This window comes from Corynebacterium alimapuense, assembly GCF_003716585.1.
GTDB lineage: Bacteria > Actinomycetota > Actinomycetes > Mycobacteriales > Mycobacteriaceae > Corynebacterium > Corynebacterium alimapuense.
Map to the genome: position 1 here is coordinate 425,185 of NZ_PTJO01000005.1, position 22,075 is coordinate 447,259.

Sequence of the window (22,075 nt, forward strand, 5' to 3'; positions counted from 1 at the left end):
AAACTCGGTTAATATGGCTTCGCCCGAGCTGGGAATGTGGTTATCTCAGTTTTATGGGCGAAGCCGTTTCATCTGACAAATACACTCCCCAGCAGCGGACGAAATACCGTCAGCGGCTCCGGGAGGATTTAGAGACCTTTGACCAGCATTTACAAACCGCCAAGTTCATCAATCACGGCACCATTGGCCTTGAATTGGAACTCAATCTCGTCGATGAGCAGATGCAACCTGCATTGCTGGCCCGCCAGGTTCTAGACATCATCAAAGATGATGAGTACCAGTCGGAGATTGGTGCTTATAACGTCGAGCTCAATCACCCTCCGCTCAGCGTGTCTGGGGATGGTCTCCGGCGCATGCATGAGGGAATAGCTGACCGCTTTGGCCGCATCCAACAAGCCGCACAAGAGGCCGGTGGGCATGCGCTCATGATCGGCACCCTACCGACCACCACCACCGAGTTTTTGGAAGATCCCGCCTGGATGACTCCAGAGAATCGGTACCGGGCGCTCAACCACACGATCTTGGAAAGCCGCGGTGAGCTCGTCGGCATTGATGTCTCCGGCGATGAGTATTGCCGACAACACTTCACTGATATCGCCCCCGAATCCACCTGTACGTCGATGCAGTTGCACCTACAAGTGGCCCCAAACCGATTCCCGGATGCGTGGAATGCCTCCCAAGCCATCGCTGGGGTGCAGGCCGCATTGGGTGCGAACTCGCCGCTGTTTCTCGGCCGCAAGCTCTGGCACGAGAACCGCGTACCGGTGTTTACCCAGTCCATTGACACTCGTACCCGCGAGCTCGTCGCCCAAGGAGTGCGCCCCAGAGTCTGGTTCGGCGAGCGGTGGATCACCAGTGTCTTCGACCTCTTCGAGGAAAATGTTCGATACTTCTCCCCGCTGATCCCCGAACCAGGAAAAGATCTCGATCCTTTGGTGACCCACAACGGTCCCCCGAAGCTGCATTATCTCAACTTGCACAACGGAACAGTCTGGCGCTGGAATCGACCCATCTACGCCCCCGGTACCGAGTTTGCTCATCTGCGAGTAGAAAACCGACTCCTTCCGGCTGGGCCGACGGTCACCGATATCGTTGCCAACTCTGCCTTCTACTACGGCATGGTGAAATACCTTGCCGGAGAGACCCGCCCGGTGTGGTCCCGACTCACGTTCGCCGATGCCAAACAGAACTTCTTGGCTGGTGCGCGATCGGGTCTATTCGCTCGGATGAACTGGCCAACGCTGGGCCAGATCGATGTCGCGGATTTGGTCAGCGAACACCTGCTGGATCAAGCTCGCTCTGGTCTACGGGAACTCGAAGTCGACGAAGATCTAATCGACTACTACCTCGACATTATCGGCGAACGCGCCCGCACCAGACAAAATGGAGCGACCTGGCAGTTGCGTACTTTAGAGGCGATTCAGACTGGCGGCTCGATCCCGGATTCCCCCGAACGCAAAAAGGCGCTGGCGGAAATGACTAGGCGGTATCTCCGCAATCAAGCTACCGACCAGCCGGTTCATACGTGGGAAGTAACGGGCTAAGGAAGCTAAGAGTGCCCTGCCGGCTGAAAACTCGTGAGAGCTAGAAAATCTATTTCTTTAGCGGTTATAGGTCCACAACCGCTATCTAAGAATCATTCTCGATAATGCGAGGCGGGTGTGCCACCAGCGCGTTGATCACACTTTGATAGTGCAGGTCATGAGTGTAGGTATTTTTGACGCTATACCGATATAGCGTCAAGCCAGCAATACTATCGAGGAGCACATCCGCGTCAACGTCTTGAGGCAGTTCGCCTCTTTCCACTCCGCGAGCAATAATACCTAAGCCTCGTTGATGGCGATCTTGAAAAATTGACTCCCACAGTATTGGGAATACCTCAGGCTCAAGCATTGCATGCAATGCTCGGCCGTGGGCGAAACTAATACCTTCTTGGTTTTGCCGATTTTGCAAGGCATGAGCCAATAGGTCATCACGGACTGACCCAGTATCTGGCTCTTCACCCATCTCGGTGTATTTTTGAAAAACCGCAGCTACTAATTCAGGCTTTCCTGGATAACGGCGATAGATTGCCGCTTTTCCACAGCCCGCATCGCGCGCAACCTGTTCAATGGTGAGCATGGCGTATCCACGTTCATTCAATAAGGCTGCTGCAGAACTGAGAATCCTAGCGGTGAGTTTATTGTCAGAAGGGCGTCCCGCCGTCTGTTTCGGTTGAGGTTTCAGCTGATCTAACTCCACACTATTCGACATAATATTTATGATACGGCACAGCCCGTTACGTTAAGAACGTTATAAGCACCATGCGACTTCCGTATGCCCCAGCCCGCTTGCGCAAATCCACCTATCCCCTCGGCGCTGCCAAGACTGTATCCACTTTTGCACTAGCCGCAGCACCCACACGGTGGAAAAAACGACTAGAGCTTCACCATCGGCTCATAGCCATAGGGAATCCGGTCAGATGAGACGATCTCTTTGCCGAAGGGAAAACACGTCACCGGAATCATCTTGACATTGGCCACAGCCAACGGGATGCCGATGATGGTCACAGCTTGCAATGCAGCGGTGGTGACATGGCCGATGGCTAGCCACACACCAGCAATGACGAACCAAATGACATTGCTGATCGTGCTCAGGCCACCAGAACCGCTAACCGGCTGCACGACTGAACGACCAAAGGGCGCCAGCGCGTAGGAGGCCATGCGGAAAGAGGCGATACCAGCAGGGATAGTCACGATCAGCAGGCAAGCCAGAATGCCAAAGAATACATATCCGATGGCCAAGGCGAAGCCGCCAAAAATGAACCAAGCGACGTTCAATAGGAGATTCATGTCCCCCACGTTATTACATTTCAAGCGCTGAGGTACCGGTGAAACCTCCCTGCGATGAATGAACAATTGCGCCTGTCAGACGATGACAGGATGGAAGCGGTAAATATGCTCACCGCACATTTCACTGCAGGCAGACTTGACCATCTGGAACTAGATGACCGCACGGATGCGGTCCTGCAGTGTGAGACCGCAGGCGAGCTACAGGCCCTTTTCGCTGATCTTCCTCCAAGCTCCGATGAGAGCGACTTACTCACGAGTGACTTCCAGGAAGCAGCAGAAAGCGAAGATGAGCAAGAAGAAAGAGAATTTCATGATCATCTGATACAAGAAATTCTACTTAACGAAAAAGCTAGAAGAAATGCCGAAATAGAAATCCATAACCAGTTAGTACAAGAAGTAAATAATGCCAGAATGTTTAGAGAAGAAGAAGGAGACGAGATTTTTTATGATCGCCTACTACAGGCAATGAAATCTGCCTACCAAACAAGAAATACTGCAAAAAAGAGCTCCGCGAACGAATCCTTGTAGCAGCACAACTCGAAGAAGAAACGCTTTTGTATCCAGAAATTGACTAACCCTTCAGCTTAGAAAACTATTTTAGAACTACTTGCTATAGGGATTATTACCATAATAGAACTGCAAGATAGATGGCTTTCGAAGTAATGGATGCTACTTGCCTCGTCGAGTCTTTCCGCGAAGAAAATCCTATTCCGGCTGGCAGGAAGGACACCACCAAATGATTCTTTCCAGCTCATCGCGCCCGTTGCCTAGCGCCCCCTTGCAGATGGCAGTTCCGCAGCGCCGGCACGCTCGGCGGTTGCGTCCAAAGACATAGGAGTTCTCCCCTACCCGAGCTACTCCAGTAGTCACACGCACTGGTGAATTTCGATTGGCCCACATGAGCTTTCGGGTGACATTGAGGACCTGAGTTAGATCGACTTCCCCCACCGGCGTGGCCGGATGAATGCCGCAGAGAAAGCAAATCTCAGCCCGGTATTCGTTTCCTACTCCGGCTAGGTTGTGTTGGTCGAGCAAGGCAGTGCCAATGCTTCTTTGACTCCGCGCTAATAATCGCCGGCGGGCTTCTTCTCTGCCGGTATCGTCCCACTCATCGCTAAGAACATCCGGGCCAAGATAGCCCATCTTTTGGTGGTAGTCGTCGGTGGCGAAGACCTCCACCAGTCCGAGATTGTGTCCGACTATTTCAATCGGTCGAGGATGCGGGGCTCCGGCTAATTCCAGTACCACTCGGGCGGTGAACCCGGGTTTGCGCCAGCGATCGCCTTTGAGATGCATCGCCCAGGTTCCCTCCATCTTCAGGTGGGTATGCAAGATCCGATCCCCGAATTGCATGAAGAGGTGTTTGCCATAGGGCCAGATGCGCTCGACGCTGTCGCCTGAGAAGTCCACGAGCGCGAAGGAAGGCACCCGCAGCGAACAGGCAAGTACCTCCCGACCGCGGATAAATTGCAGGCGTTGGGATAGTTGGTAGATTGAGTCACCCTCTGGCACCAGCCCCAAAATACACCGGCTATCCCGCCACGACCGCGGCTGGTTGCTTGGGTGCCTATCTGCCTTGATACCCCCCGGTCTCCCCTAAGACGGCAGATCTGCACCTAAGCCAACTGCGACGACGGTCGCGGCGTCGGGGAGCACTCTTTCGCTCCCCTGCGATCATTATCAGCAGCAGCTAGAAATGACACCAACGTAGTCTGGCCAACTTCAGTGGGCGATAGACCTCCACGATCGCAATGATCACTTGGCCCACTTAATCATCGTCGAAGCTCAACTCTCCGATTGCCTGGTGGATACTTCTGCCCCGAGTTGGCGTGCGCGGTGGGCCCGAGTGAGCTCCAATGCGCGCTCCTTTCGGGCTTATCGACGCCCCCGCCTCCCGCAGCTGTGCCAGCAGCGGGGAGGAAAACACGGGCTCTCCGTTGAGTTTTTCCACAGTCAAAGGCTGATCTAGAGCTGCGGCCACCGCACTGATCACCAAATCAAGATGTGGAATATCAAATACACTCAAGCTTCGACCACCACGAGTCAGATGAGCCAAGAGCAGCCCATCGGCGATGACGACCATCGCTCCCGCCGCCCGGCTTGGCCCACTTTCTGGCCAGGGCAATGCGGCACCAAAGGGGTTGGCCGGATCCGCCGCAGCCAGGACATAGACTTCTGGGTGTTGTGTTCCTGAGGGCCACCCACCCACATCGGGGCTATCGCCTAACCCACGGAGTCGATCGATTACCGCCGGAGTAGAAAACTGCGCAGCCCCCAGTCCTTCAATGAGATAGCCACGCATTGATTTTCCGGATTCTTCGAAACCGCTGAGCACTTTATAGGCCAAGGCGAACCCGCCGAGGACGTCCTCGGCCACCACACTTCCGCGGGTAAGCACGCCATAACGATCCAACCAGGTCTCCCCCTGGATGAGTGAACGCGTGGTGGCATCAGCACTAGCGGGCATAGCCAATGCCCAGCGCCCGCCCATGTCATGCGGGGTGGCCTGCCCAGTGCTGCGGGCACGCCCCATGCGCAGCCGCGAGCGGTTGGGCCGACGTTTAGCCCGGTGCGCCGTCGTGCCGCCGCTAGTAGCTAGCCGTGCTCGCAGCGGAGCAAAGCTATCTGGGCTGACCAGCCCGGCATCAACTAATCCCCAGATCCCCTCGCGAAGCTGTTCCGCGGTGACTAAATCAGTGAGTTCTCGTTGCAGATCGGCAAAGAGAAAGCCACCACCGCGTTGCAGGATCTCCAGGATCTGTTCCTGGAGAAAGCTCAGCCCGGTAGTTTCTGGCTGGGTGATGAGATCCGCGGCATAATCCGCGGGTAGCAGCATCACCCACGGATCCCGGGAGGCAGCGCTACCGGCACCATGGATGAGTACCTCTCCGGAAGAGGTCAGCTCGTCGAGCAAGAGTGGCTGGTAATCAGCGACTCTGCGGGGCAGGACCAAAGATTCCCAAGCGCTGGCAGGAAGACGAACACCGGCGAGTTGCTCGATGACGCTAAAAACCCCATCGGCCCCGCGCAACGCGGGTCGGGTGCCCACGGGCGCAACCTGCTGCCACTGCAGCAAAAACCGAGCATACGCAGACTGAGACACTGGTGCGGTGGCCGCCCGAACCATCGCCAGCGAACGTCGGCGCAAGATCGTGAGCACCTCAGTTGAGCAGTACTCCTGCTCTGCTACTTCTTGTACTTCTTGCCGGAAGCGGCCATCCACCAGGCGTTTATCCGCTAACAACGGTTGCAGTGAATTATGCGCAGCGCTGATACCCAAGCCAAAAGCCTCCGCCAGGTCTGTGAGAACGAAAGGACCACGGGTGCGCACCCATCTGGAAACCAGCTGCTCGAGGGCGTCGATAATCTCTGCTACCTGGGCCGGGACGCCTGGCGGGACGGGGATTCCGAGGGCGTCGCGAAGCAGCGGCGCATCCAACACTTGAGCCAGATGTGCGCGCCCACCGATGCGAATCTCCATGACTCGGCCGGTTAACAGCTCACGGGCACTACTGAGTGGATCATCGAATTGGCAGTGCTCGGCTAGTTCTTCCACTGGGATCGGTCCCAAAAGGCGGAGCAGATCTGCCAATTCCTCGACGGTGCGCGCCCGACGCTGGCCTTGGTGTTGAAGCTGCTCGTGTACTTCTTCGAGGATTTCTGGCGCCAAGAGATCGCGTAGTTCCAGAGTGCCTAAGAGTTTGGCCAATAGGCCCGGATCAAGGGCCAGTGCGGCAGCGCGTTTTTCCGCCAGTGGGCTATCGCCCTCATAGACAAAGGAGCCGGTGTAATTAAAAAGCAGCGAGGAGGCAAAGGGGCTGGGTTGATCGGTGGTGACCTCCGCGATGCGGATGCGCCGAGTGTTTAGATCCCGGCACACCTGGGTCAGTGCCGGAAGATCATAAACATCTTGGAGGCACTCCCGCACGGTCTCCAAGATGATAGGGAAACTGGGATACTTACGCGCGACGTCGAGTAGCTGTTCGGCGCGTTGGCGCTGCTGCCACAACGGTGCTCGCTTACCGGGATGCCGCCGCGGAAGCAGTAGGGCGCGTGCCGCACATTCGCGAAACCGGGAGGCAAACAGGGCAGAATTGCCCACCTGCTCGGTGACGATCTCGCTGATATCTTCCGGATCGAAAAGGAAGAGGGCGCTATCTGGTTCGGTCTGACCTTCCGGCAAGCGCAGCACGATGCCATCATCGCCAGCGACTGCTTGGGCATCCATGCCCGTTTCTTCGGCCACCTTAGTGCCCACTGCCAGCGCCCAGGCGGCATTGACGCCCTTGCCAAAGGGGGTGTGCAGGATGAGCCGCCAATCGCCTAGTTCATCCTTGAATCTCTCTAAAACCAGGGTCTTGTCATCCGGGATAATCCCGGTGGCCTCATGTTGTTCGGCGAGAAAGCTAACGAGATTAGTGCGCGCATTGTCATTGAGATCTAAGTCCGCAACCAGAGAGTTCTCCGCATGGATTTCCCGCCGGAACTGACCTAACGCTATGCCTAGTTCATAGGGGCGACCGGCGGAATCGCCTTTCCAAAACGGCAAGCGTCCAGTGTGGCCTGGGGCCGGAAGCACCAGCACCTGATCGCGGGTGATCTCCTCGATCCGCCAACTGCTAGCTCCCAGGGTAAACACGTCTCCGACTCGGGATTCGTAGACCATTTCTTCATCTAGCTCACCGACTCGGCGCGGTGCACTATCGCCGCCGCGCAAAAATACCCCGAACATGCCGCGATCTGGGATCGTGCCGCCGGAGGTCACCGCCACTCGCTGGGCACCAGGCCGCGAAGATAGGACACCACTAACCCGATCAAAGACGACTCGCGGCCGAAGCTCCGCGAAATCAGTAGAGGGATAGACCCCGCTGACTAGATCGATGACGGAATCGAATAGGTCCCGAGATAACTCCCGGTAGGACCATGCACGACGAATACAGCGGTACCACTCCTCAACCTGCCAATCAGCCACTGCGACTGCCGCGATGGTGTGCTGGGCGAGGATATCTAGCGCATTAGTGGGGACCTTAATTTCTTCAATCAAACCGGCGCGCATCCGAGTGACGGTCACCGCAGATTGCACCAGATCCGAGCGGTGCTTGGGATAGAAAGAACCCTTGGACACGGCACCAACGGAGTGCCCCGCTCTACCGACTCGTTGCAGCCCGGAGGCCACACTCGGCGGAGATTCAACCTGAATAACCAGATCGACAGCACCCATGTCGATTCCCAACTCCAATGAGCTGGTAGAGACTACTGCTTTGAGCGCGCCTTCTTTAAGCATCCGTTCGGTAGTGGCTCGCTCATCTTTGGATACGGAGCCATGATGGGCTCGCGCGATCACCGCGGGGGCTTTACCTGCAGTGTCCTGAGGCAACATGACTTGGGCAGGTGGGCGCCGAAGCTCTGGGGAGAGCGAGTCTGGATCATGGATGCTCGCGTAAATCTCGTTGAGCCGGCTGGTGAGCCGTTCGGCAGTACGTCTGGAGTTAACAAAGACCAAGGTGGAGCGGTGCTCCATCACCTGTTCGTAGACGTCCTGCTCGATATAGGGCCAAATCGATTTCTGGGTGGGCAGCGCAGATTCGGCTGGCTGGCTGCCAGAGAGATTGAGCGGATCATCGATCGTCGCCTCCCCGATCGTGGAGCCGACTTCTGGGACCGGCAGGTCAGACATATCCTCGACCCCGACGTGGACCTGGAGATCCCATTGTTTCTGCGAAGGCGGGGCGATGATCTCCACTGGCCGGTCGCCTCCAAGGAAATTGGCCACGGCCTTGAGCGGGCGCACCGTAGCGGAGAGCCCAATGCGTTGGAAATCTCCGCTGATCTTGGCCAGGCGTTCCAGGGTCACTGCTAGGTGCACGCCGCGTTTGGTACCAGCCAATGCGTGGATCTCATCAATGATGACGGTGTCCACGGATTCCAGAATCCCGGCGGCCTTCGAAGTCAGCATGAGATAAGCAGATTCAGGGGTGGTGATGAGGATATCCGGCGGCCGGCGCAGCTGTCGGTTGCGTTCTGCTTGAGGAGTATCCCCGGAGCGCACCCCCACGGAGATCTCCGGTCCATCAAGCCCCAGCCGCTCCGCTACCCGGCTGATTCCGGTGAGCGGGGCACGAAGATTGTTCTCGACATCGACGCCCAGTGCCTTAAGCGGCGATATATAAAGGACTTTCACCCCACCGTGGGAGGTTTTTGTCTCTACCACCGGCAATGCGGTCTGGCCTTCGCGCTCTACTAGCGTATTGACTGCCCATAAGAAGGCAGCCAGAGTTTTACCCGAACCAGTAGGGGCCACCACCAGCGCGTTATCTCCCCTGGCGATCGCCTGCCAGGATTGTTCTTGAACTGCTGTGGGCTCAGCAAAGACTTCTCTAAACCACGTGGCTACCTGAGGTCGGAAGCGCTCAAGGATGTGGTTGGCCATGCCTAACTCTATCCTGCGCGGTAATATCGGTTGTATGACAGCTCAGCTTGACGATGCCCGCCTGACCTATCTGCTCGCACAGGGCACAGGAGAAATCCTCAAGGGTGTGAGAAACGTCGGCGTACTGCGTCGACGCAATCTCGGTGATGCCGGCGATGATCTAGCCCAGAATTGGATCGCCCGAGTCCTCGCTCAGCATCGCCCTGATGATGGTTTCCTCTCTGAAGAGGCTGCCGATAACCCAGACCGATTAACTAAAAGCCGAGTGTGGATCATTGATCCACTCGATGGCACGAAGGAATTTGCCACCGGACGTCAGGACTGGGCAGTCCATATCGCACTGGTAGAAGACGGGGTCCCCACTCACGCAGCAGTCGGGCTGCCCGATCTGAGCGTGGTCTTCCACTCCGCAGAGGCCCGTGCAGTTACCGGCCCTTATTCCAAGAAGATCGCGATCTCGCATAACCGCCCGCCGGAGGTAGCAGTCAAGATTGCTGAGCAGCTCGGGTTTGAGACTGAAGCGCTAGGTTCCGCAGGTGCAAAGGCCATGCATGTCCTCCTCGGCGACCATGACGCCTATATCCACTCCGGTGGCCAGTATGAATGGGATTCCGCAGCCCCAGTAGGCGTAGCCAAGGCCGCTGGCCTGCACTGCTCCCGACTAGATGGCTCGGAGCTGACTTATAACAACCGCGACACCTATCTGCCGGATGTCTTGATCTGTCGCCCTGAGCTGGCCGATGAGATCTTGAGCCTGGCCGCCGCGTTCAAAGAAGAGCACGGGCACTTCTAAAATCGATAAGCTCCTTCTCCCTGCAGCTATCGCTGTGGCCGAGGGTAAGGAGTATGGCGGAAGCACTCACAGCTGCTATTGCTGAGGCATCGGCATAGCTTCGAGCTTAGGGTGGCAGTTGCCAGATCGGTATGGCGTGGCGACTCAGAGGCGGTATGGTGGTCGGCATGATTTCCTCTGCCATCCCTACCCCCTATGAGAACCTATTGCGTGAGATCCTCGAGCAGGGTTCTGCTAAAGGTGACCGCACCGGGACAGGCACGCTCAGCGTATTCGGCAGACAACTGCGCTACGACCTGAGTGACTCTTTTCCGCTCCTGACCACCAAGAAGGTTCATCTTCCTGCCGTGGTCGGTGAGCTGCTGTGGTTTTTGCGCGGTGACTCTAATGTCTCCTGGCTGCAAGACCACAACATCCGCATCTGGAATGAGTGGGCCAATGATGACGGCGAGCTTGGCCCCGTCTATGGCGTGCAATGGCGTTCCTGGCCTACCCCGGATGGCGCCCACATCGACCAGATTGCTGGCGCATTAGAGATGCTGCGCAGCAATCCGGATTCCCGCCGCAATGTCGTCTCGGCATGGAATGTCGCGGAGCTAGACAAGATGGCATTGCTGCCTTGCCATCTGCTCTTTCAGCTCTACGTGGTCGATGGCACTCTATCTATGCAGGTCTACCAGCGCTCAGCAGACATGTTCCTCGGAGTCCCATTCAACATTGCCTCCTACGCGTTACTCACCCACATGTTCGCCCAGCAGGCTGGTCTAGAAGTCGGCGAGCTGATCTGGACCGGCGGGGACTGCCACATCTATGACAACCACCGCGAGCAGGTGGCCGAGCAGATCAGCCGCGAGCCACGGCCCTACCCACAGCTCAAGCTGCGCCAGGCTGATTCTATATTCAGCTATACCTTCGATGACATCGAGGTCACCGGCTATGACCCACACCCGCTGATCAAAGCCCGGGTGTCGGTCTAATGACTCAGCTGGGAGCCATCTGGGCGCAGTCCCTCGACGGGATCATTGGCAATGGCACAGACATGCCCTGGCATGTCCCAGAGGACCTTGCGCACTTTCGGGCGATCACCACCGGCTACCCAGTGATCATGGGCCGACGTACCTGGCTCAGCCTCCCCGAGCGTTTCCGTCCGCTACCTGGACGAGAGAACTTTGTTCTTTCCACCAGAAAAGCCGGCCAATGGTCGCAGGGAGCAACTGTGCTCGACCAGCTTCCCGCAGAAGAAGACCTCGAATCCATAGATCAAGCCTGGATCATGGGTGGCGGCCAAGTCTATTCCTCCACCATCGACCAGGTGGATCTTTTGGAAGTAACCCTCATCGGTGCACACTTAGGTGACTCGCTGGGTGACAGAGCGGTGCTCGCCCCTGAGATCCCGCGAGATTTTGGGTTAGTCGCCGACTCAGACTGGTTGTTTTCCGTCCGTGGACGGCTTGACCTTGGCGAACACCGTCAGGATCTTCCGTTGCGGTACCGTTTCCTCAGTTACCAAAGAAAGGAAGCAGCATGAGCTCCCCCGAAGATTCAGCTAGCAACCACGTCACTATTTTCTCAACCGACTGGTGCCCTTATTGCCGAAATCTGATCAAGCGCCTTGACCGCACCGAAACCCCTTATGCGATGATCAACGTCGATCATGATGCTGAGGCAGCCGCTTGGGTGGAATCTGTTAACAATGGCAACCGGGTAGTACCCACGGTGGCCTATTCCGATGGCACCCACGCCACCAACCCGGAAGCCTCCGCGGTACGCCGCAAGCTCGAGGAACTCACTGCCTGATCTAGTGCAGGTTTATTAGTCCTCATCGTCCTCGCCGAAGATGGCGACCATGTCTGCCGGCGACATCGAGGAGTTTAAGCCAGCAAGTTCTAGGGAGTAGACCTGCTTGAGGTAGTGATCAAGCACATCAGCTAGTTGCTTGGCATCGACCTTGTTCAGCAGCATTAGGCGCTTCGATGATCCTCCTGGCACCTGCTTGTCAATGGATAGCACCGGCAGGTTGTCCTTGGTGACGATTTCGGCGAGGATTTCACGGCGCTGCACATCGGTGAAAGTCGGCTGGTTCTGGGCCACGATGGTGGTCCTTTCTGGGAGGAAATAATGCGTATCCATCCAGGATAGATGGACACCCCTCCGGTTTTCGACACTCCCCCTGCGTGCGGTATCCTAACCACGGACCAGCAATGGTCAGGCCCTAGTAGCTCAGTGGATAGAGCACCGCTCTCCTAAAGCGGGTGTCGGAGGTTCGATTCCTCTCTGGGGCACAATCCACACACCACCCACACCGCATACCTGCAGTGTGGGTGGTGTTTTCAGGTTGAGACCCAATGACCAGTGCGCCGCTACAAAGCCATCACTGCACAGAAACGCCCCTCTTTAGGGCATTCTCAGAGAAGCGCTAGGCTGGCCATACATGGGTTAGCTGGCCGACTGTCCCAGGGCAGGAGTTCTAACGACATCTATAAAGAGTCAAAGCTCGTTACTTAGCCACCCGAATCTAAAAGACATTCATGGGAACCGTTAAACCCTGAGCATCCTGCCCAATCGCAGCTGCTTAAGACGAGGATCATCGCTGCTACTAGCTGGAAAAACAAGCAATACCTAGGAGCGGCTTCGTCAAGAATCACCTAACCAGAAGAAGCAGCGGTTATTAATCCACCGGCTATCTGCCCAACAAAAAACCCTCGACCACCAGGTCGAGGGCATACTAGGCAACAAGTATCCTAGTTAAACAGAATCACTACATAGTAAGACTCACCATCAGTAGATGGCTTAACAGCGACCTCGAAATTCTCCTTATCCATAGGGCTATCGAAGCTCAAGTCAGCAACACTAAGATCGAGTGTCTCTCCGGTTCCATCAAGCTCATCAATGACAGGACTCAACGACGAAGGATCAGTCTCATAACCCGCAATTACACTATCGAGCTCATCAGCTGAAACCTCTTGGAAAAGACCATCTACCCAAGCCTTAGCCCAATAGCCAGTCCAGAGACTTCCGCCACTTTCATAGCTGAGATACGCATCATAACCACCAAGCAGCTTTGAATCAAGGCCCAAGTATGGAGCAATATTGGTATCTCCCAGAACCGGCACATCAACCACGAAATCAGCAAAGCCTACGGTACCGGAACCGCCATCGGCGGCCTTCGTCTCTGCATCCGTGGTGACAGTCGAATTGATGTTCTTAGCTGTGAGCGCACCCTGGACAGCATTCAACAACCGCTCACGATCAGGAAGTACTGGTTCGGGCTCAGTGGTCTCAGTGGTCTCGGTGACAGTACTAGTCGCGGTGGTAGTCGCAATCTCAGTCGTAGTCACGGTCGTGGTTACGGTCGGAGTGGTAGTCGGCTCCGCGGTCTCAGTCACCGTCGGGGTCTCGGACGGCTCAGCGGTCTCAGTCACCGTGCTGGTTTCAGTCACGGTCGGGGTCGTAGTCGGATCCGCGGTCTCAGTCACCGTCGGGGTCTCGGACGGCTCAGCGGTCTCAGTCACCGTGCTGGTTTCAGTCACGGTCGGAGTCACAGACGGCTGAACAGTCTCGGTCACGGTCACCGTCGGAGTCTCGGCCGGCTCCGCGGTCACCGTGGTAGTCGTAGTCACGACCTCGGTAACTACGTTTCCATCAGGAGAGCTAGGGCCAGAGCTGAGACCGTTCGGAATGGGGTCAGAGCTGAGGCTGTTCAAACCAGAGCTGGAGCTATTGAAACTGGAACCCGAGCTGAGCCGACCCAGCGAAGAATCTGCAAAGGAGACAGCCATAGGGGTCATTGACAGGGCCGCAACCGTAGCTGTAGCGATAGAGGCTCGGGAGAATTTAGACATGACGATCATTATTGCCTGTAAATGATTTAAGAACACCATAAGACTTTCAGGCCCACCCCGAATAGGGGCACACTTTCATTCTCATAGGGCTAGTTAATTTAACAGAGGCAGACAACAATAACCCGAATCACGCTCCCAGGCTGCGATACGTCCCAACTAAAGACCCATGGCACAACTGAAGATTGCCACTACCCAATAATGACATGCACGGCATGATACTTCCCCTTATGCCGTATCTGCCAAGTAATCACATGGTTAATGCTGACGAGAGTCCTCGGCACACACGAAGGATTGGGAATATATCCGACAACAGGAAGCCCTTCTTCGTCTTGATCATGCAGAACTAGGATCCTCCGCCCCCCGATAACACACTGAATCTCAAGCACGTTCGAGTAAAAATCACGATACTGTTTGTGAAATCTCAAAGCCTCAATTAATCGGACACCCGCTAATTAATCTATCTCCAAAAGACAAAACTAGTAAAAATCCATCGCCTAACGCAGCAGAAAGCCCTCGACCCCCAGGTCGAGGGCATACTAGGAAACAAGCATCCTAGTTAAAGAGAATCGCTACATAGTAAGACTCACCATCAGCAGATGGCTCAACAGCAACCTCGAAATCTCCAGCCATCTCAACATCGAAGCTCGCCTTAACAGAAGCGACGGTAATAATTCCTCCAGGCTTCCAGCTCTCTTCGCGCGACCACTCAGCATCTGCGAGATTCGTCAGGACCGGGCTCAACGACGAAGGATCAGCCTCATAGCCCGCAATTACACTGTCGAGCTCATCTGCTGAAACCTTCTGGAAAAGACCATCCACCGAAGCAGAAACCCATTGGTTCAAACCGCTTCCGCCACTGGCAGAGTTGAAGTAAGCAGAATAATCACCCAGCAAACCTTTATTTAGGTCTGCAAGATCAGCAAGATCTACGTCTCCAATAATCGGCACATTAACCTTCAAATCATCAAAACCCACCGCGCCGGAACCGCCCTTATCAGCCTCCGCTATCGCAGCATCAGTGACATCCGAACCGATCCCCTCAGCCGTAAGCGCACCTTGGACAGCATTCAACAACCGCTCACGCTCAGGAATTACTGGTTCAGGCTCAGTGGTCTCGGAGGAAGAAGACTCGGAAGTGGTCTCGGAGGAAGAAGACTCGGAAGACTCCGTCGGCGCAACAGATGTGCTCGGCGCAACAGACGTGCTCGGCGCAACAGACGTGGTCGACTCTGGCGCGCCATCGTCACTCGATCCGGAGCTGAGGCTGCTCAATCGGGAGCTAAAATCACCCAAGGATGAGTTGTCAGAGGACGCGAAAGCCATGGGAGCCAAGGACAGTGCAGTGACTGCCGCAGCAGCGATGGAAACTTGAGTAAATTTACGCATGCCGAACATTATGACTTATATGGAACATAGAAACTTCATAACATTTCCCAGACTGTCCAAACGGGGGTACTAGCAAATGTCCAGCACAACGCCGAAATCCCTTAGATTGAAAAACAAACAGCTAAGATTTCCAGCCCCAGGCTGAGAGTACCTAGCGCACACCCACCTCATATGCAGGCAACTAGCTAGAGTCTTAGACTCGAGAAATCAGCCAGCCTGTACTGGCCCCAAACATGCAGCCACTCCAAAACATCTATGCTGCTAGTGCATGGTAAATAGTCCATCTGGCACATATATAAGTGCCCACCTTCTAGCTTCGGAACACCTCGCCTGCACCCCAATCCCCCACCAGTGGTCTCCATCAGACCAGCAGATGGCACCTACGCCGAGGTCTGCGCCAGCCGAGACCGGAAGCGCCGTCGGTAAGCGGGGTTTAAACAAGGAACTATCTCCTGGCTGCCACAAGCTCACTAGTCGCTACCCCGGGAAACCTAGTTTGCCGGCATCCGATGCCTAGCGCACGAGGCTCGCCTTCATGACTGTCTGCTCGTCGTCCGGGACAGGACACGGCTTTCGATCTAACGCAGTCTCGCCAGTATCCACACTACGGAGAGAACAAGACACGGCACTAGGAACCTGTGCTTACTACCAAAGCAATTCTCACTACTGAGATGCTCCGATAAATCCTCACTAGCTGCCCCCTAACTAGTGATAAAACCAGCGAACTATCCATCAGCTCATAGTTAATACTGCCGCGAAGCATGTATCAGTGGCACCCATGATGAGGAACCTATTCCATCTTCCATCATCTTATCGCCGACAGGAATCACAGCGTAGGCACATCTCTCCATCAATTCATCCCATCCGGGCTAAAAATCATCGCACGCTAGCGAGCAAGGCTGCTCATTCCTACCTCGCCCACAAGAAAACCCTCGACCACAAGGTCGAGGGAAAACTAGATAGCAGGAATAATTACCTGTCGTTCTCGTTGAAGAGGATCGCTACATAGTAGGACTCTCCATCTTCAGATTCAGAGACCGCAACTCCGAAATCATCAGCCATATCAATGTCAAAAGTTACCTCAGCACTGACGATATCCCAATCAATGCCCTCTGACTTATGAACATCAGATAATCCATCGAGCGTACCTCCCAATGAACCAGATTCGTAGTCTGCAATTACCTGCTCAAGCTCATCTGCCTCAACCTCGCGGAAAAGCCCGTACATTTCAGCAGAAGCCCAACCGGACAAGAAGTCCCAATCATAATCATAGGCTAAATAGCCGCTATAGACCCCAAGTGCTTCATTAATGAAACCTAGATCAAAAAGATTAACTAGATCAATCTCGTACTCATACAATTCGCCTTCAAAGACAGTGAACTTGAGAGAATCAGCAGACAGCGCGTCGCCAGAAGTTCCTTCTTCTGCCTTCTTGGTAGCCTCTTCCGTAACCCGGGAACCAATACCTTCAGCATCGAGTGCACCCTGGACTGCTGCCAGCAGGTCACTCTCATCAGGTTCAGGTTCAACGATCTCTGGCAGACCTTCAGCACTGGAGCCTGAGCTGAGCGAACCCAAGCTGGAGCCGGAGATGAGATTGCTCAGGGTGGAATCAGAGCTGAGACCTTCCAGGGAAGAGCTCTCATCGGATGCGGCGGCCATCGGGGCCAGGGACAGGGCTGCGACCGTAGCGGCAGCGATGGAAACTCGGGAAATTTTACGCATACCGAGCATTATGACTCATAGAGAACATAAACGCCATTAAGTCAATATCGCAGAATCTATCAGGCGCACTCTAGTATCGACCTAGTTGATATTCGCAATTTCCCAGATCAAAGGCCTAATAACTGCCTTTCCGGTCAGAGCCTCAGACTAAGAAATTTACACTGCTGGTGGGGCATTACACACCTAACTACCCCTAAACGCCCACGCCTACCAAGCCGTGACGGCCCAGCGGCAGTAGAAAATATGGCTGCTCCCTCTCGAAATCGCAACGTGCAGCCTAATCAAGACATCGCGTTGTTCTCCTAACGAAGGTTAGGAAAGAAAATGATGACAGTCGGTTGCCGAGGGAATCTGATCCACCTAGACCACCGCCGTCGTCGTCGATAAGCAGCATGGGGACAGTGCTCCATCTCTGCACTTAGCGGTCGCTGCCGAATTCGCCCATCCCGGCGCATGGACGCACTGTCAGACATCGGGTTGGAATGCTCGCAGCTTGGATGTCACTGAGCCCTAAAGGACATAGAGAAGGACAGTTACCGCCCTAAACCAGTTCAACTCCAAACTAGGAAGTCAGCACAATAGCCATCACAATCTGAGCTACCTTTTTCAAACAGAAAAACCCCCGACCAAATGGTCGAGGGGAATTCAGATAAAACCAGCAGATTAGATGCTGTTGAAAAGAATCACAACGTAGTACTTATCCTCATCCGGATCTGCAGCGACTGAGACGCCGAAATTGTCTTTCTTCATATTTACGCCTAAACCATCGAGCCCTTCTAATCCATCCAGGATGGTATCTGCAGCCGTTGCATATCCGACAGAAGTACTTGCAACGTCATCGCCATCTACAATTTGGAGAAGGCCGTAAGTCTTCCAATTCTTGGTGTAAACAGAAAATGCGTCGCTGCCAATAGCGTCGGAAACTAAGCCCGGCAGATCCTTCGCATCGCCCTCACCCGCAGCCTCCAGAGCTGCCCACTCTTCTGCCTGAGCCTGTGCCTTAGGGCCGATTGTGGCGCCCCATCCGGTCACAGCTTCCTCAACCGCAGTCTGCAGGATTACCTTTTGGGGATCAGTGAGGACCTCACTGGAACCGCCCAGGCTGGAGCCGGAGCTCAAGCTAGAGACAGAACCGAGGTCGCCGAGGCTGGAAGAAGAGGACTGTGCGGAGGCAACGCTCATTGGCGCTAGGGACAAAGCTGCGACTGTAGCGGCAGCGACAAGAGCTCGGGAGGTGATAGACATGGGCTACAGGCTACCTGAGCAATAGCTAAGTACCACATTCTTTGCTCTTATGATCGCCATGGTCGGGGGGAGAGAAAGCGGCGAACCAGCTGGACTCACGCCACTAGGGGCAAGAGTCCGCCGGGCTTCGGAGCCCTCCGCCTGCCCAGCCAGAGCAGAGACCAGATCACTCAAATGGATTAGGACTCTCGGTGGGAGATCATGCGTCCGGCTTTTAGGATTAGCTACCCTGCTCCTTTATATATAAGGACAAGATCAACAGTGACTGCCCCGCCCTAACCGAGCAACTCGCAGCCGAGAAAACTGTCGATACCATTGATATCTCCCCAGAACCGGCATTACTGGTGCGCGTGTTGCTATTGTGACCATTATGAATCCACACTCCACCCCTTTTAGTCGTCGCACACTGCTGCGGACTGCCGCTGTTGCGCTAGCTGCTGGCGGAGTTGGCGCCAGCGGAATTGTCAGCGCACCACGGGCACAGGCCCTCGGTTCCGTCTTGGGCACAGTGCTTGATTACTCCGCTGGAGTCCCCTCAGCCGCTAGTGTCCGAGCAGCCGGCCACAAGGGCGCTGTACGCTATGTCTCCGCTGCCCGTGCCAGCTGGATGGCAGGTAAACCGGTCACTTTGGCAGAGGCCCAAGACTTCGCAAAACAGGGATTGACTACCGCTTCGGTCTATCAATACGGCAATGCAGACACTTCCGATTGGATGGCTGGAGCAGCTGGTGCTGCTGTTCATGCCCCGCAGGCAATCGCACTGCATATCGCAGCTGGTGGCCCCACTGGACGGCCTATCTATGTAGCCATCGATTCCAACCCGACTAGGTCGGAGTACACCACCTACATTCGCCCCTACCTCCAGGCTTTTCAAACTGCCTTGGCGCTGGCTGGCTACAGCACGGGTATCTACGGCAACTACAGCGTCATCGATTGGGCGATTGCAGATGAACTAGGTGAGTTCTTCTGGATGCACGACTGGGGATCTAATGGCCGGATCCACCCGCGCACCACGATCCATCAGCTGCCGCAAAACTTGCAGGCGACTGTCGGCGGCATCGAATGCGACGTCAATAATGTCTATGCCTCGGATTGGGGACAGTGGACGCCCTATCAGGAGGCCACTCCCGCTCCCCCGATATCTTCCCCGGAAACAGAGACCACCCCCAACCTTGGCGGCCAGATCACCCAGGCCCAAATCGACCAAGCAGTAGCGTTGATCGGCACTCTTTCGAGCTAGGAGAGTTCTTCGCCCTCATCGATGGCTTGCTCGACCTCATCGGTGAGCTGGAACTCCACCAGTTCGGTGAGATCATCCGCTGAACCGGTCACGGCAGCGGCGACGATGAAGTTCTCGCCAAAAGATACTGAGGAGTGCAGGCTGCGATCATCTGACCAGCCCCACTTGGATCCCAGGACTCCCGGCAAGACGGCCGTGCCAAAGTCCTGGTCATAGCCATCGGCAGCTACCGACGAGGCCCCAGCCATAGCTACCAGGATGGGGTCAGTGGGATCTTCTTCCATCAGTTGAGCTAGGAAGCTGACCACGTCATAAGTAGAGGTCACTGAATATCCCCACTGCTGTCCGGAACGAGTGGAGAGCAAGTTGTATTCATCCGCAATGGAATCAATGGATTCCGGATAAGCCGCATAGAGTTCTGTCGCTGTCCGATCATCAGATGAGCTGATCATACTGATGGCCTCATAGCCTTCCTCCGTCGTCCCATTATCAAGGACATAGGCCGCGATATAGAGCTTGCTCAGACTCAATGCCGGCCGGGCGAAGCGTTCCGTTGCTGTGCCACTTCGGGAGCCATCAGAGATTTGATAGAAGCTGACCTGGGAACCAGTGGAGTTTTCCACGAACTCAGAATAGTCCGAACCCACCAAGGCCGGACTGGTGGTGGAGACCTCTGAATCTAACGCGGTCTCTTCTACGCCCTCCTGTGCCTGATCATCGGAGCCAGAGAAGCCTAAGTAGGCCACTGCGGGGATAGCCAACAGGGAAACTACTAGGACAACAAGCAGTAGGGCGATGGCTGAGGGAGGCTTTCGGCGGCCCTTGCTCTCCAGAGACTGGCTTTTTTCTGACACGCCTGAACATAGTAGTGCCGCCACCGTGAACAATCACGATGGCGGCACCTAATTTTTTGCTGTGGAACTTGGATCGGTGATCTTAGTGATCGACCGGAGCCTCGACGCCAACTCCGGTGAGGGAGCGGACTTCCATCTCAGAGGAGAGGTGCTCCAAGTTATCCGGCTTGGAGACCAAGGTAACGATGATGCCGGCAGCGAAGGCCAGCGGGATGGAGACCAAGCCCGGGCTGGTCAGCGGGAAGATCGACCAGTCGGCGTTCGGGAACATCGCGGTGGGGACACCGGAGACGGCCGGGGACAGGAAGATCAGGACCAGTGCGGAGCCCACGCCGGTGTACATGGAGGCGACAGCACCTGCGGTGTTGAAGCGCTTCCAGTAGAGGGAGAACAGGATGGTCGGCAGGTTGGCGGAAGCGGCAACTGCGAAGGCCAGGGAGACTAGGAAGGCAACGTTCTGCTCCATGGCGAGGATACCCAGGACAATGGAGATGACACCCAAGACGACAACCGTGATGCGGGAGACGCGGACCTGATCTTCTTCGGAAGCTTCGCCGTTGCGGAGCACACCGTCGTAGACATCGTGTGCCACCGAGGCCGAGGCGGTAATGGCCAGGCCAGCGACCACGGCGAGGACGGTAGCGAAAGCAACTGCGGAGATCAGGGCCATGAAGATAGAGCCACCGAGTTCAAGTGCCAGCAGCGGAGCAGCGGCATTCGCGCCACCGGGTGCTGCAAGGATGCGGTCCGGGCCAACCAGTGCAGCAGCACCGTAGCCGAGAACCAGAGTCATCAGGTAGAAAGCGCCGATGAGGATAATGGCCCAGGTAACAGACTTGCGGGCTTCCTTGGCGGTAGGAACGGTGTAGAAGCGCATGAGCACGTGGGGAAGACCAGCGGTACCCAAGACCAGGGACAAGCCCAAGGAGATGAAGTCAAGCTGCTGGGTGAAGCTGCCGCCGTACTTCAGGCCGGGCTGCATGATCTCCGAAGCCTCGTAGCCCTTTTCTTGGATGTACTCGGAAGAAGCGTGCATCGAGATCGCATCATCGAACAAAGTAGTGAAGCCACCGCGGATGGAGACGAAGACCAGGACGGTCATGATGCTGACGCCGCCGACGAGCAGGACTGCCTTGATCATCTGGACGTAGGTGGTGCCCTTCATGCCGCCGATGAGGACGTAGGCGATCATGACGATACCGACGATGGCGACGACGATGGACTGCTCAAGGCGGCCACTGAGGTTCATCAGGACGGAGACCAGGGAGCCGGCGCCGGCCATCTGAGCGATGAGGTAGAACAGGGAGACTGCGAGGGTACCGATGGCCGCAGCAACGCGGACCGGCTTCTGGCGCAGGCGGAAGGAAAGCACGTCCGCCATGGTGAAGCGACCGACGTTACGCAGCGGTTCTGCCACCAGCAGGAGGGCGACGAGCCAGGCGACGAAGAAGCCGACGGAGTAAAGGAAGCCGTCATAACCGCTGATCGCGATGGAGCCGACGATGCCGAGGAAGGAAGCAGCTGAAAGGTAGTCACCGGCGATGGCAAGGCCATTTTGGGTGCCGGTAAAGGAGGCGCCACCGGTGTAGAAGTCAGAGGCTTCTGAGGTGGACTTGCCGACGCGCATAACCACGGTCATGGTGACCGCGATAAAAATCACGAATACGGCGATGTTGAGGATCGGGTTGCCGGTGTTGGCTTCCTGAGCAAGGTATGCAGTAGTCATGAA

18 protein-coding genes and 1 tRNA gene are annotated in these 22,075 nt (G+C 55.8%); 8 read left to right on the forward strand and 11 right to left on the reverse strand.

What is annotated here, in order from left to right; all coding sequences use genetic code 11:
- The first annotated feature begins 53 nt into the window (after nt 1-53).
- Nucleotides 54-1,544, forward strand: a complete 1,491-nt coding sequence (locus C5L39_RS09060; RefSeq protein WP_123048554.1) for a glutamate-cysteine ligase family protein — start codon at nt 54-56, stop codon at nt 1,542-1,544.
- A gap of 85 nt (nt 1,545-1,629) precedes the next feature.
- On the opposite strand, the gene C5L39_RS09065 is transcribed toward C5L39_RS09060, so the two are convergent.
- Nucleotides 1,630-2,253, reverse strand: coding sequence for a TetR/AcrR family transcriptional regulator (locus C5L39_RS09065; protein ID WP_123048555.1), 624 nt, complete (start codon nt 2,251-2,253; stop codon nt 1,630-1,632).
- 164 nt (nt 2,254-2,417) lie between these two features.
- Entirely contained in the window at nt 2,418-2,831 is a 414-nt protein-coding gene (locus tag C5L39_RS09070) for a YccF domain-containing protein (RefSeq protein ID WP_123048556.1), read from the reverse strand.
- 54 nt (nt 2,832-2,885) lie between these two features.
- Between C5L39_RS09070 and C5L39_RS09075 the strand changes: the two genes are divergently transcribed.
- The gene (locus C5L39_RS09075) at nt 2,886-3,359 is read left to right on the forward strand and encodes a DUF1707 SHOCT-like domain-containing protein (protein ID WP_123048557.1); all 474 of its coding nucleotides are present in this window, start codon (nt 2,886-2,888) and stop codon (nt 3,357-3,359) included.
- Nucleotides 3,360-3,536: 177 nt separating this feature from the next.
- Here the strand turns inward: C5L39_RS09075 and C5L39_RS09080 are convergent, their stop codons facing one another.
- Both C5L39_RS09080 and C5L39_RS09085 read right to left on the reverse strand, forming a co-directional pair.
- Nucleotides 3,537-4,343: a DNA-formamidopyrimidine glycosylase family protein gene (locus C5L39_RS09080; RefSeq protein WP_123048558.1), complete on the reverse strand. Its 807-nt coding sequence runs from the start codon at nt 4,341-4,343 to the stop codon at nt 3,537-3,539.
- Between the two features lie 256 nt (nt 4,344-4,599).
- Entirely contained in the window at nt 4,600-9,261 is a 4,662-nt protein-coding gene (locus C5L39_RS09085) for an ATP-dependent helicase (protein WP_123048559.1), read from the reverse strand.
- Nucleotides 9,262-9,295: 34 nt separating this feature from the next.
- On the opposite strand from C5L39_RS09085, the gene C5L39_RS09090 reads away from it, so the two are divergent.
- From C5L39_RS09090 to C5L39_RS09105, 4 genes are all read left to right on the forward strand, one after another.
- Nucleotides 9,296-10,054, forward strand: coding sequence for a 3'(2'),5'-bisphosphate nucleotidase CysQ (locus C5L39_RS09090; RefSeq protein WP_123048630.1), 759 nt, complete (start codon nt 9,296-9,298; stop codon nt 10,052-10,054).
- Nucleotides 10,055-10,221: 167 nt separating this feature from the next.
- On the forward strand, nt 10,222-11,031 hold the full coding sequence (locus C5L39_RS09095; protein WP_123048631.1) for a thymidylate synthase: 810 nt from the start codon (nt 10,222-10,224) through the stop codon (nt 11,029-11,031).
- The gene (locus C5L39_RS09100; RefSeq protein ID WP_123048560.1) at nt 11,031-11,582 is read left to right on the forward strand and encodes a dihydrofolate reductase; all 552 of its coding nucleotides are present in this window, start codon (nt 11,031-11,033) and stop codon (nt 11,580-11,582) included. The genes C5L39_RS09095 and C5L39_RS09100 overlap by 1 nt, the downstream gene beginning before the upstream one ends.
- The gene (locus tag C5L39_RS09105) at nt 11,579-11,851 is read left to right on the forward strand and encodes a mycoredoxin (protein ID WP_123048561.1); all 273 of its coding nucleotides are present in this window, start codon (nt 11,579-11,581) and stop codon (nt 11,849-11,851) included. Before C5L39_RS09100 ends, C5L39_RS09105 begins: the two co-directional genes overlap by 4 nt.
- A 15-nt stretch (nt 11,852-11,866) precedes the next feature.
- Here C5L39_RS09105 and C5L39_RS09110 read toward each other — a convergent pair whose 3' ends face one another.
- Complete coding sequence (locus C5L39_RS09110) at nt 11,867-12,145, reverse strand: cg0963 family protein (protein WP_245974953.1); 279 nt, start codon at nt 12,143-12,145, stop codon at nt 11,867-11,869.
- 118 nt (nt 12,146-12,263) lie between these two features.
- Between C5L39_RS09110 and C5L39_RS09115 the strand changes: the two genes are divergently transcribed.
- Nucleotides 12,264-12,336, forward strand: a tRNA-Arg gene (locus C5L39_RS09115).
- Between the two features lie 459 nt (nt 12,337-12,795).
- On the opposite strand, the gene C5L39_RS09120 is transcribed toward C5L39_RS09115, so the two are convergent.
- From C5L39_RS09120 to C5L39_RS09135, 4 genes are all read right to left on the reverse strand, one after another.
- A complete protein-coding gene (locus C5L39_RS09120) occupies nt 12,796-13,896 on the reverse strand; it encodes a hypothetical protein (protein WP_126268750.1) in 1,101 nt (366 codons plus the stop codon).
- Between the two features lie 552 nt (nt 13,897-14,448).
- Nucleotides 14,449-15,282, reverse strand: a complete 834-nt coding sequence (locus tag C5L39_RS09125; protein WP_126268751.1) for a hypothetical protein — start codon at nt 15,280-15,282, stop codon at nt 14,449-14,451.
- A 972-nt stretch (nt 15,283-16,254) separates the two neighbouring features.
- A complete protein-coding gene (locus tag C5L39_RS09130) occupies nt 16,255-17,007 on the reverse strand; it encodes a hypothetical protein (RefSeq protein WP_126268752.1) in 753 nt (250 codons plus the stop codon).
- 663 nt (nt 17,008-17,670) lie between these two features.
- A complete protein-coding gene (locus tag C5L39_RS09135; RefSeq protein WP_123048566.1) occupies nt 17,671-18,252 on the reverse strand; it encodes a hypothetical protein in 582 nt (193 codons plus the stop codon).
- A 370-nt stretch (nt 18,253-18,622) separates the two neighbouring features.
- On the opposite strand from C5L39_RS09135, the gene C5L39_RS09140 reads away from it, so the two are divergent.
- The gene (locus C5L39_RS09140; protein ID WP_123048632.1) at nt 18,623-19,492 is read left to right on the forward strand and encodes a DUF1906 domain-containing protein; all 870 of its coding nucleotides are present in this window, start codon (nt 18,623-18,625) and stop codon (nt 19,490-19,492) included.
- Here the strand turns inward: C5L39_RS09140 and C5L39_RS09145 are convergent.
- Together C5L39_RS09145 and C5L39_RS09150 are read right to left on the reverse strand one after the other, a co-directional pair.
- Nucleotides 19,489-20,346 carry a hypothetical protein gene (locus C5L39_RS09145; protein ID WP_425453877.1) on the reverse strand — a complete coding sequence of 286 codons (858 nt, stop codon included), beginning with the start codon at nt 20,344-20,346 and terminating at the stop codon, nt 19,489-19,491. The genes C5L39_RS09140 and C5L39_RS09145 overlap by 4 nt on opposite strands.
- Before the next feature lie 82 nt (nt 20,347-20,428).
- Entirely contained in the window at nt 20,429-22,072 is a 1,644-nt protein-coding gene (locus tag C5L39_RS09150) for a solute symporter family protein (protein WP_123048567.1), read from the reverse strand.
- Nucleotides 22,073-22,075: the final 3 nt, after the last annotated feature.

Excerpts from the sequence above, each read along its gene's own strand:
- C5L39_RS09135 (WP_123048566.1), bottom strand. The coding sequence starts at position 18,252 with ATGTCTATCACCTCCCGAGCTCTTGTCGCTGCCGCTACAGTCGCAGCT.
- C5L39_RS09150 (WP_123048567.1), bottom strand. The coding sequence starts at position 22,072 with ATGACTACTGCATACCTTGCTCAGGAAGCCAACACCGGCAACCCGATC.
- C5L39_RS09095 (WP_123048631.1), top strand. The coding sequence starts at position 10,222 with ATGATTTCCTCTGCCATCCCTACCCCCTATGAGAACCTATTGCGTGAG.
- C5L39_RS09125 (WP_126268751.1), bottom strand. The coding sequence starts at position 15,282 with ATGCGTAAATTTACTCAAGTTTCCATCGCTGCTGCGGCAGTCACTGCA.
- C5L39_RS09065 (WP_123048555.1), bottom strand. The coding sequence starts at position 2,253 with ATGTCGAATAGTGTGGAGTTAGATCAGCTGAAACCTCAACCGAAACAG.
- C5L39_RS09140 (WP_123048632.1), top strand. The coding sequence starts at position 18,623 with ATGAATCCACACTCCACCCCTTTTAGTCGTCGCACACTGCTGCGGACT.
- C5L39_RS09060 (WP_123048554.1), top strand. The coding sequence starts at position 54 with ATGGGCGAAGCCGTTTCATCTGACAAATACACTCCCCAGCAGCGGACG.
- C5L39_RS09090 (WP_123048630.1), top strand. The coding sequence starts at position 9,296 with ATGACAGCTCAGCTTGACGATGCCCGCCTGACCTATCTGCTCGCACAG.
- C5L39_RS09105 (WP_123048561.1), top strand. The coding sequence starts at position 11,579 with ATGAGCTCCCCCGAAGATTCAGCTAGCAACCACGTCACTATTTTCTCA.
- C5L39_RS09100 (WP_123048560.1), top strand. The coding sequence starts at position 11,031 with ATGACTCAGCTGGGAGCCATCTGGGCGCAGTCCCTCGACGGGATCATT.
- C5L39_RS09070 (WP_123048556.1), bottom strand. The coding sequence starts at position 2,831 with ATGAATCTCCTATTGAACGTCGCTTGGTTCATTTTTGGCGGCTTCGCC.
- C5L39_RS09130 (WP_126268752.1), bottom strand. The coding sequence starts at position 17,007 with ATGCGTAAAATTTCCCGAGTTTCCATCGCTGCCGCTACGGTCGCAGCC.
- C5L39_RS09120 (WP_126268750.1), bottom strand. The coding sequence starts at position 13,896 with ATGTCTAAATTCTCCCGAGCCTCTATCGCTACAGCTACGGTTGCGGCC.
- C5L39_RS09075 (WP_123048557.1), top strand. The coding sequence starts at position 2,886 with ATGAATGAACAATTGCGCCTGTCAGACGATGACAGGATGGAAGCGGTA.
- C5L39_RS09085 (WP_123048559.1), bottom strand. The coding sequence starts at position 9,261 with ATGGCCAACCACATCCTTGAGCGCTTCCGACCTCAGGTAGCCACGTGG.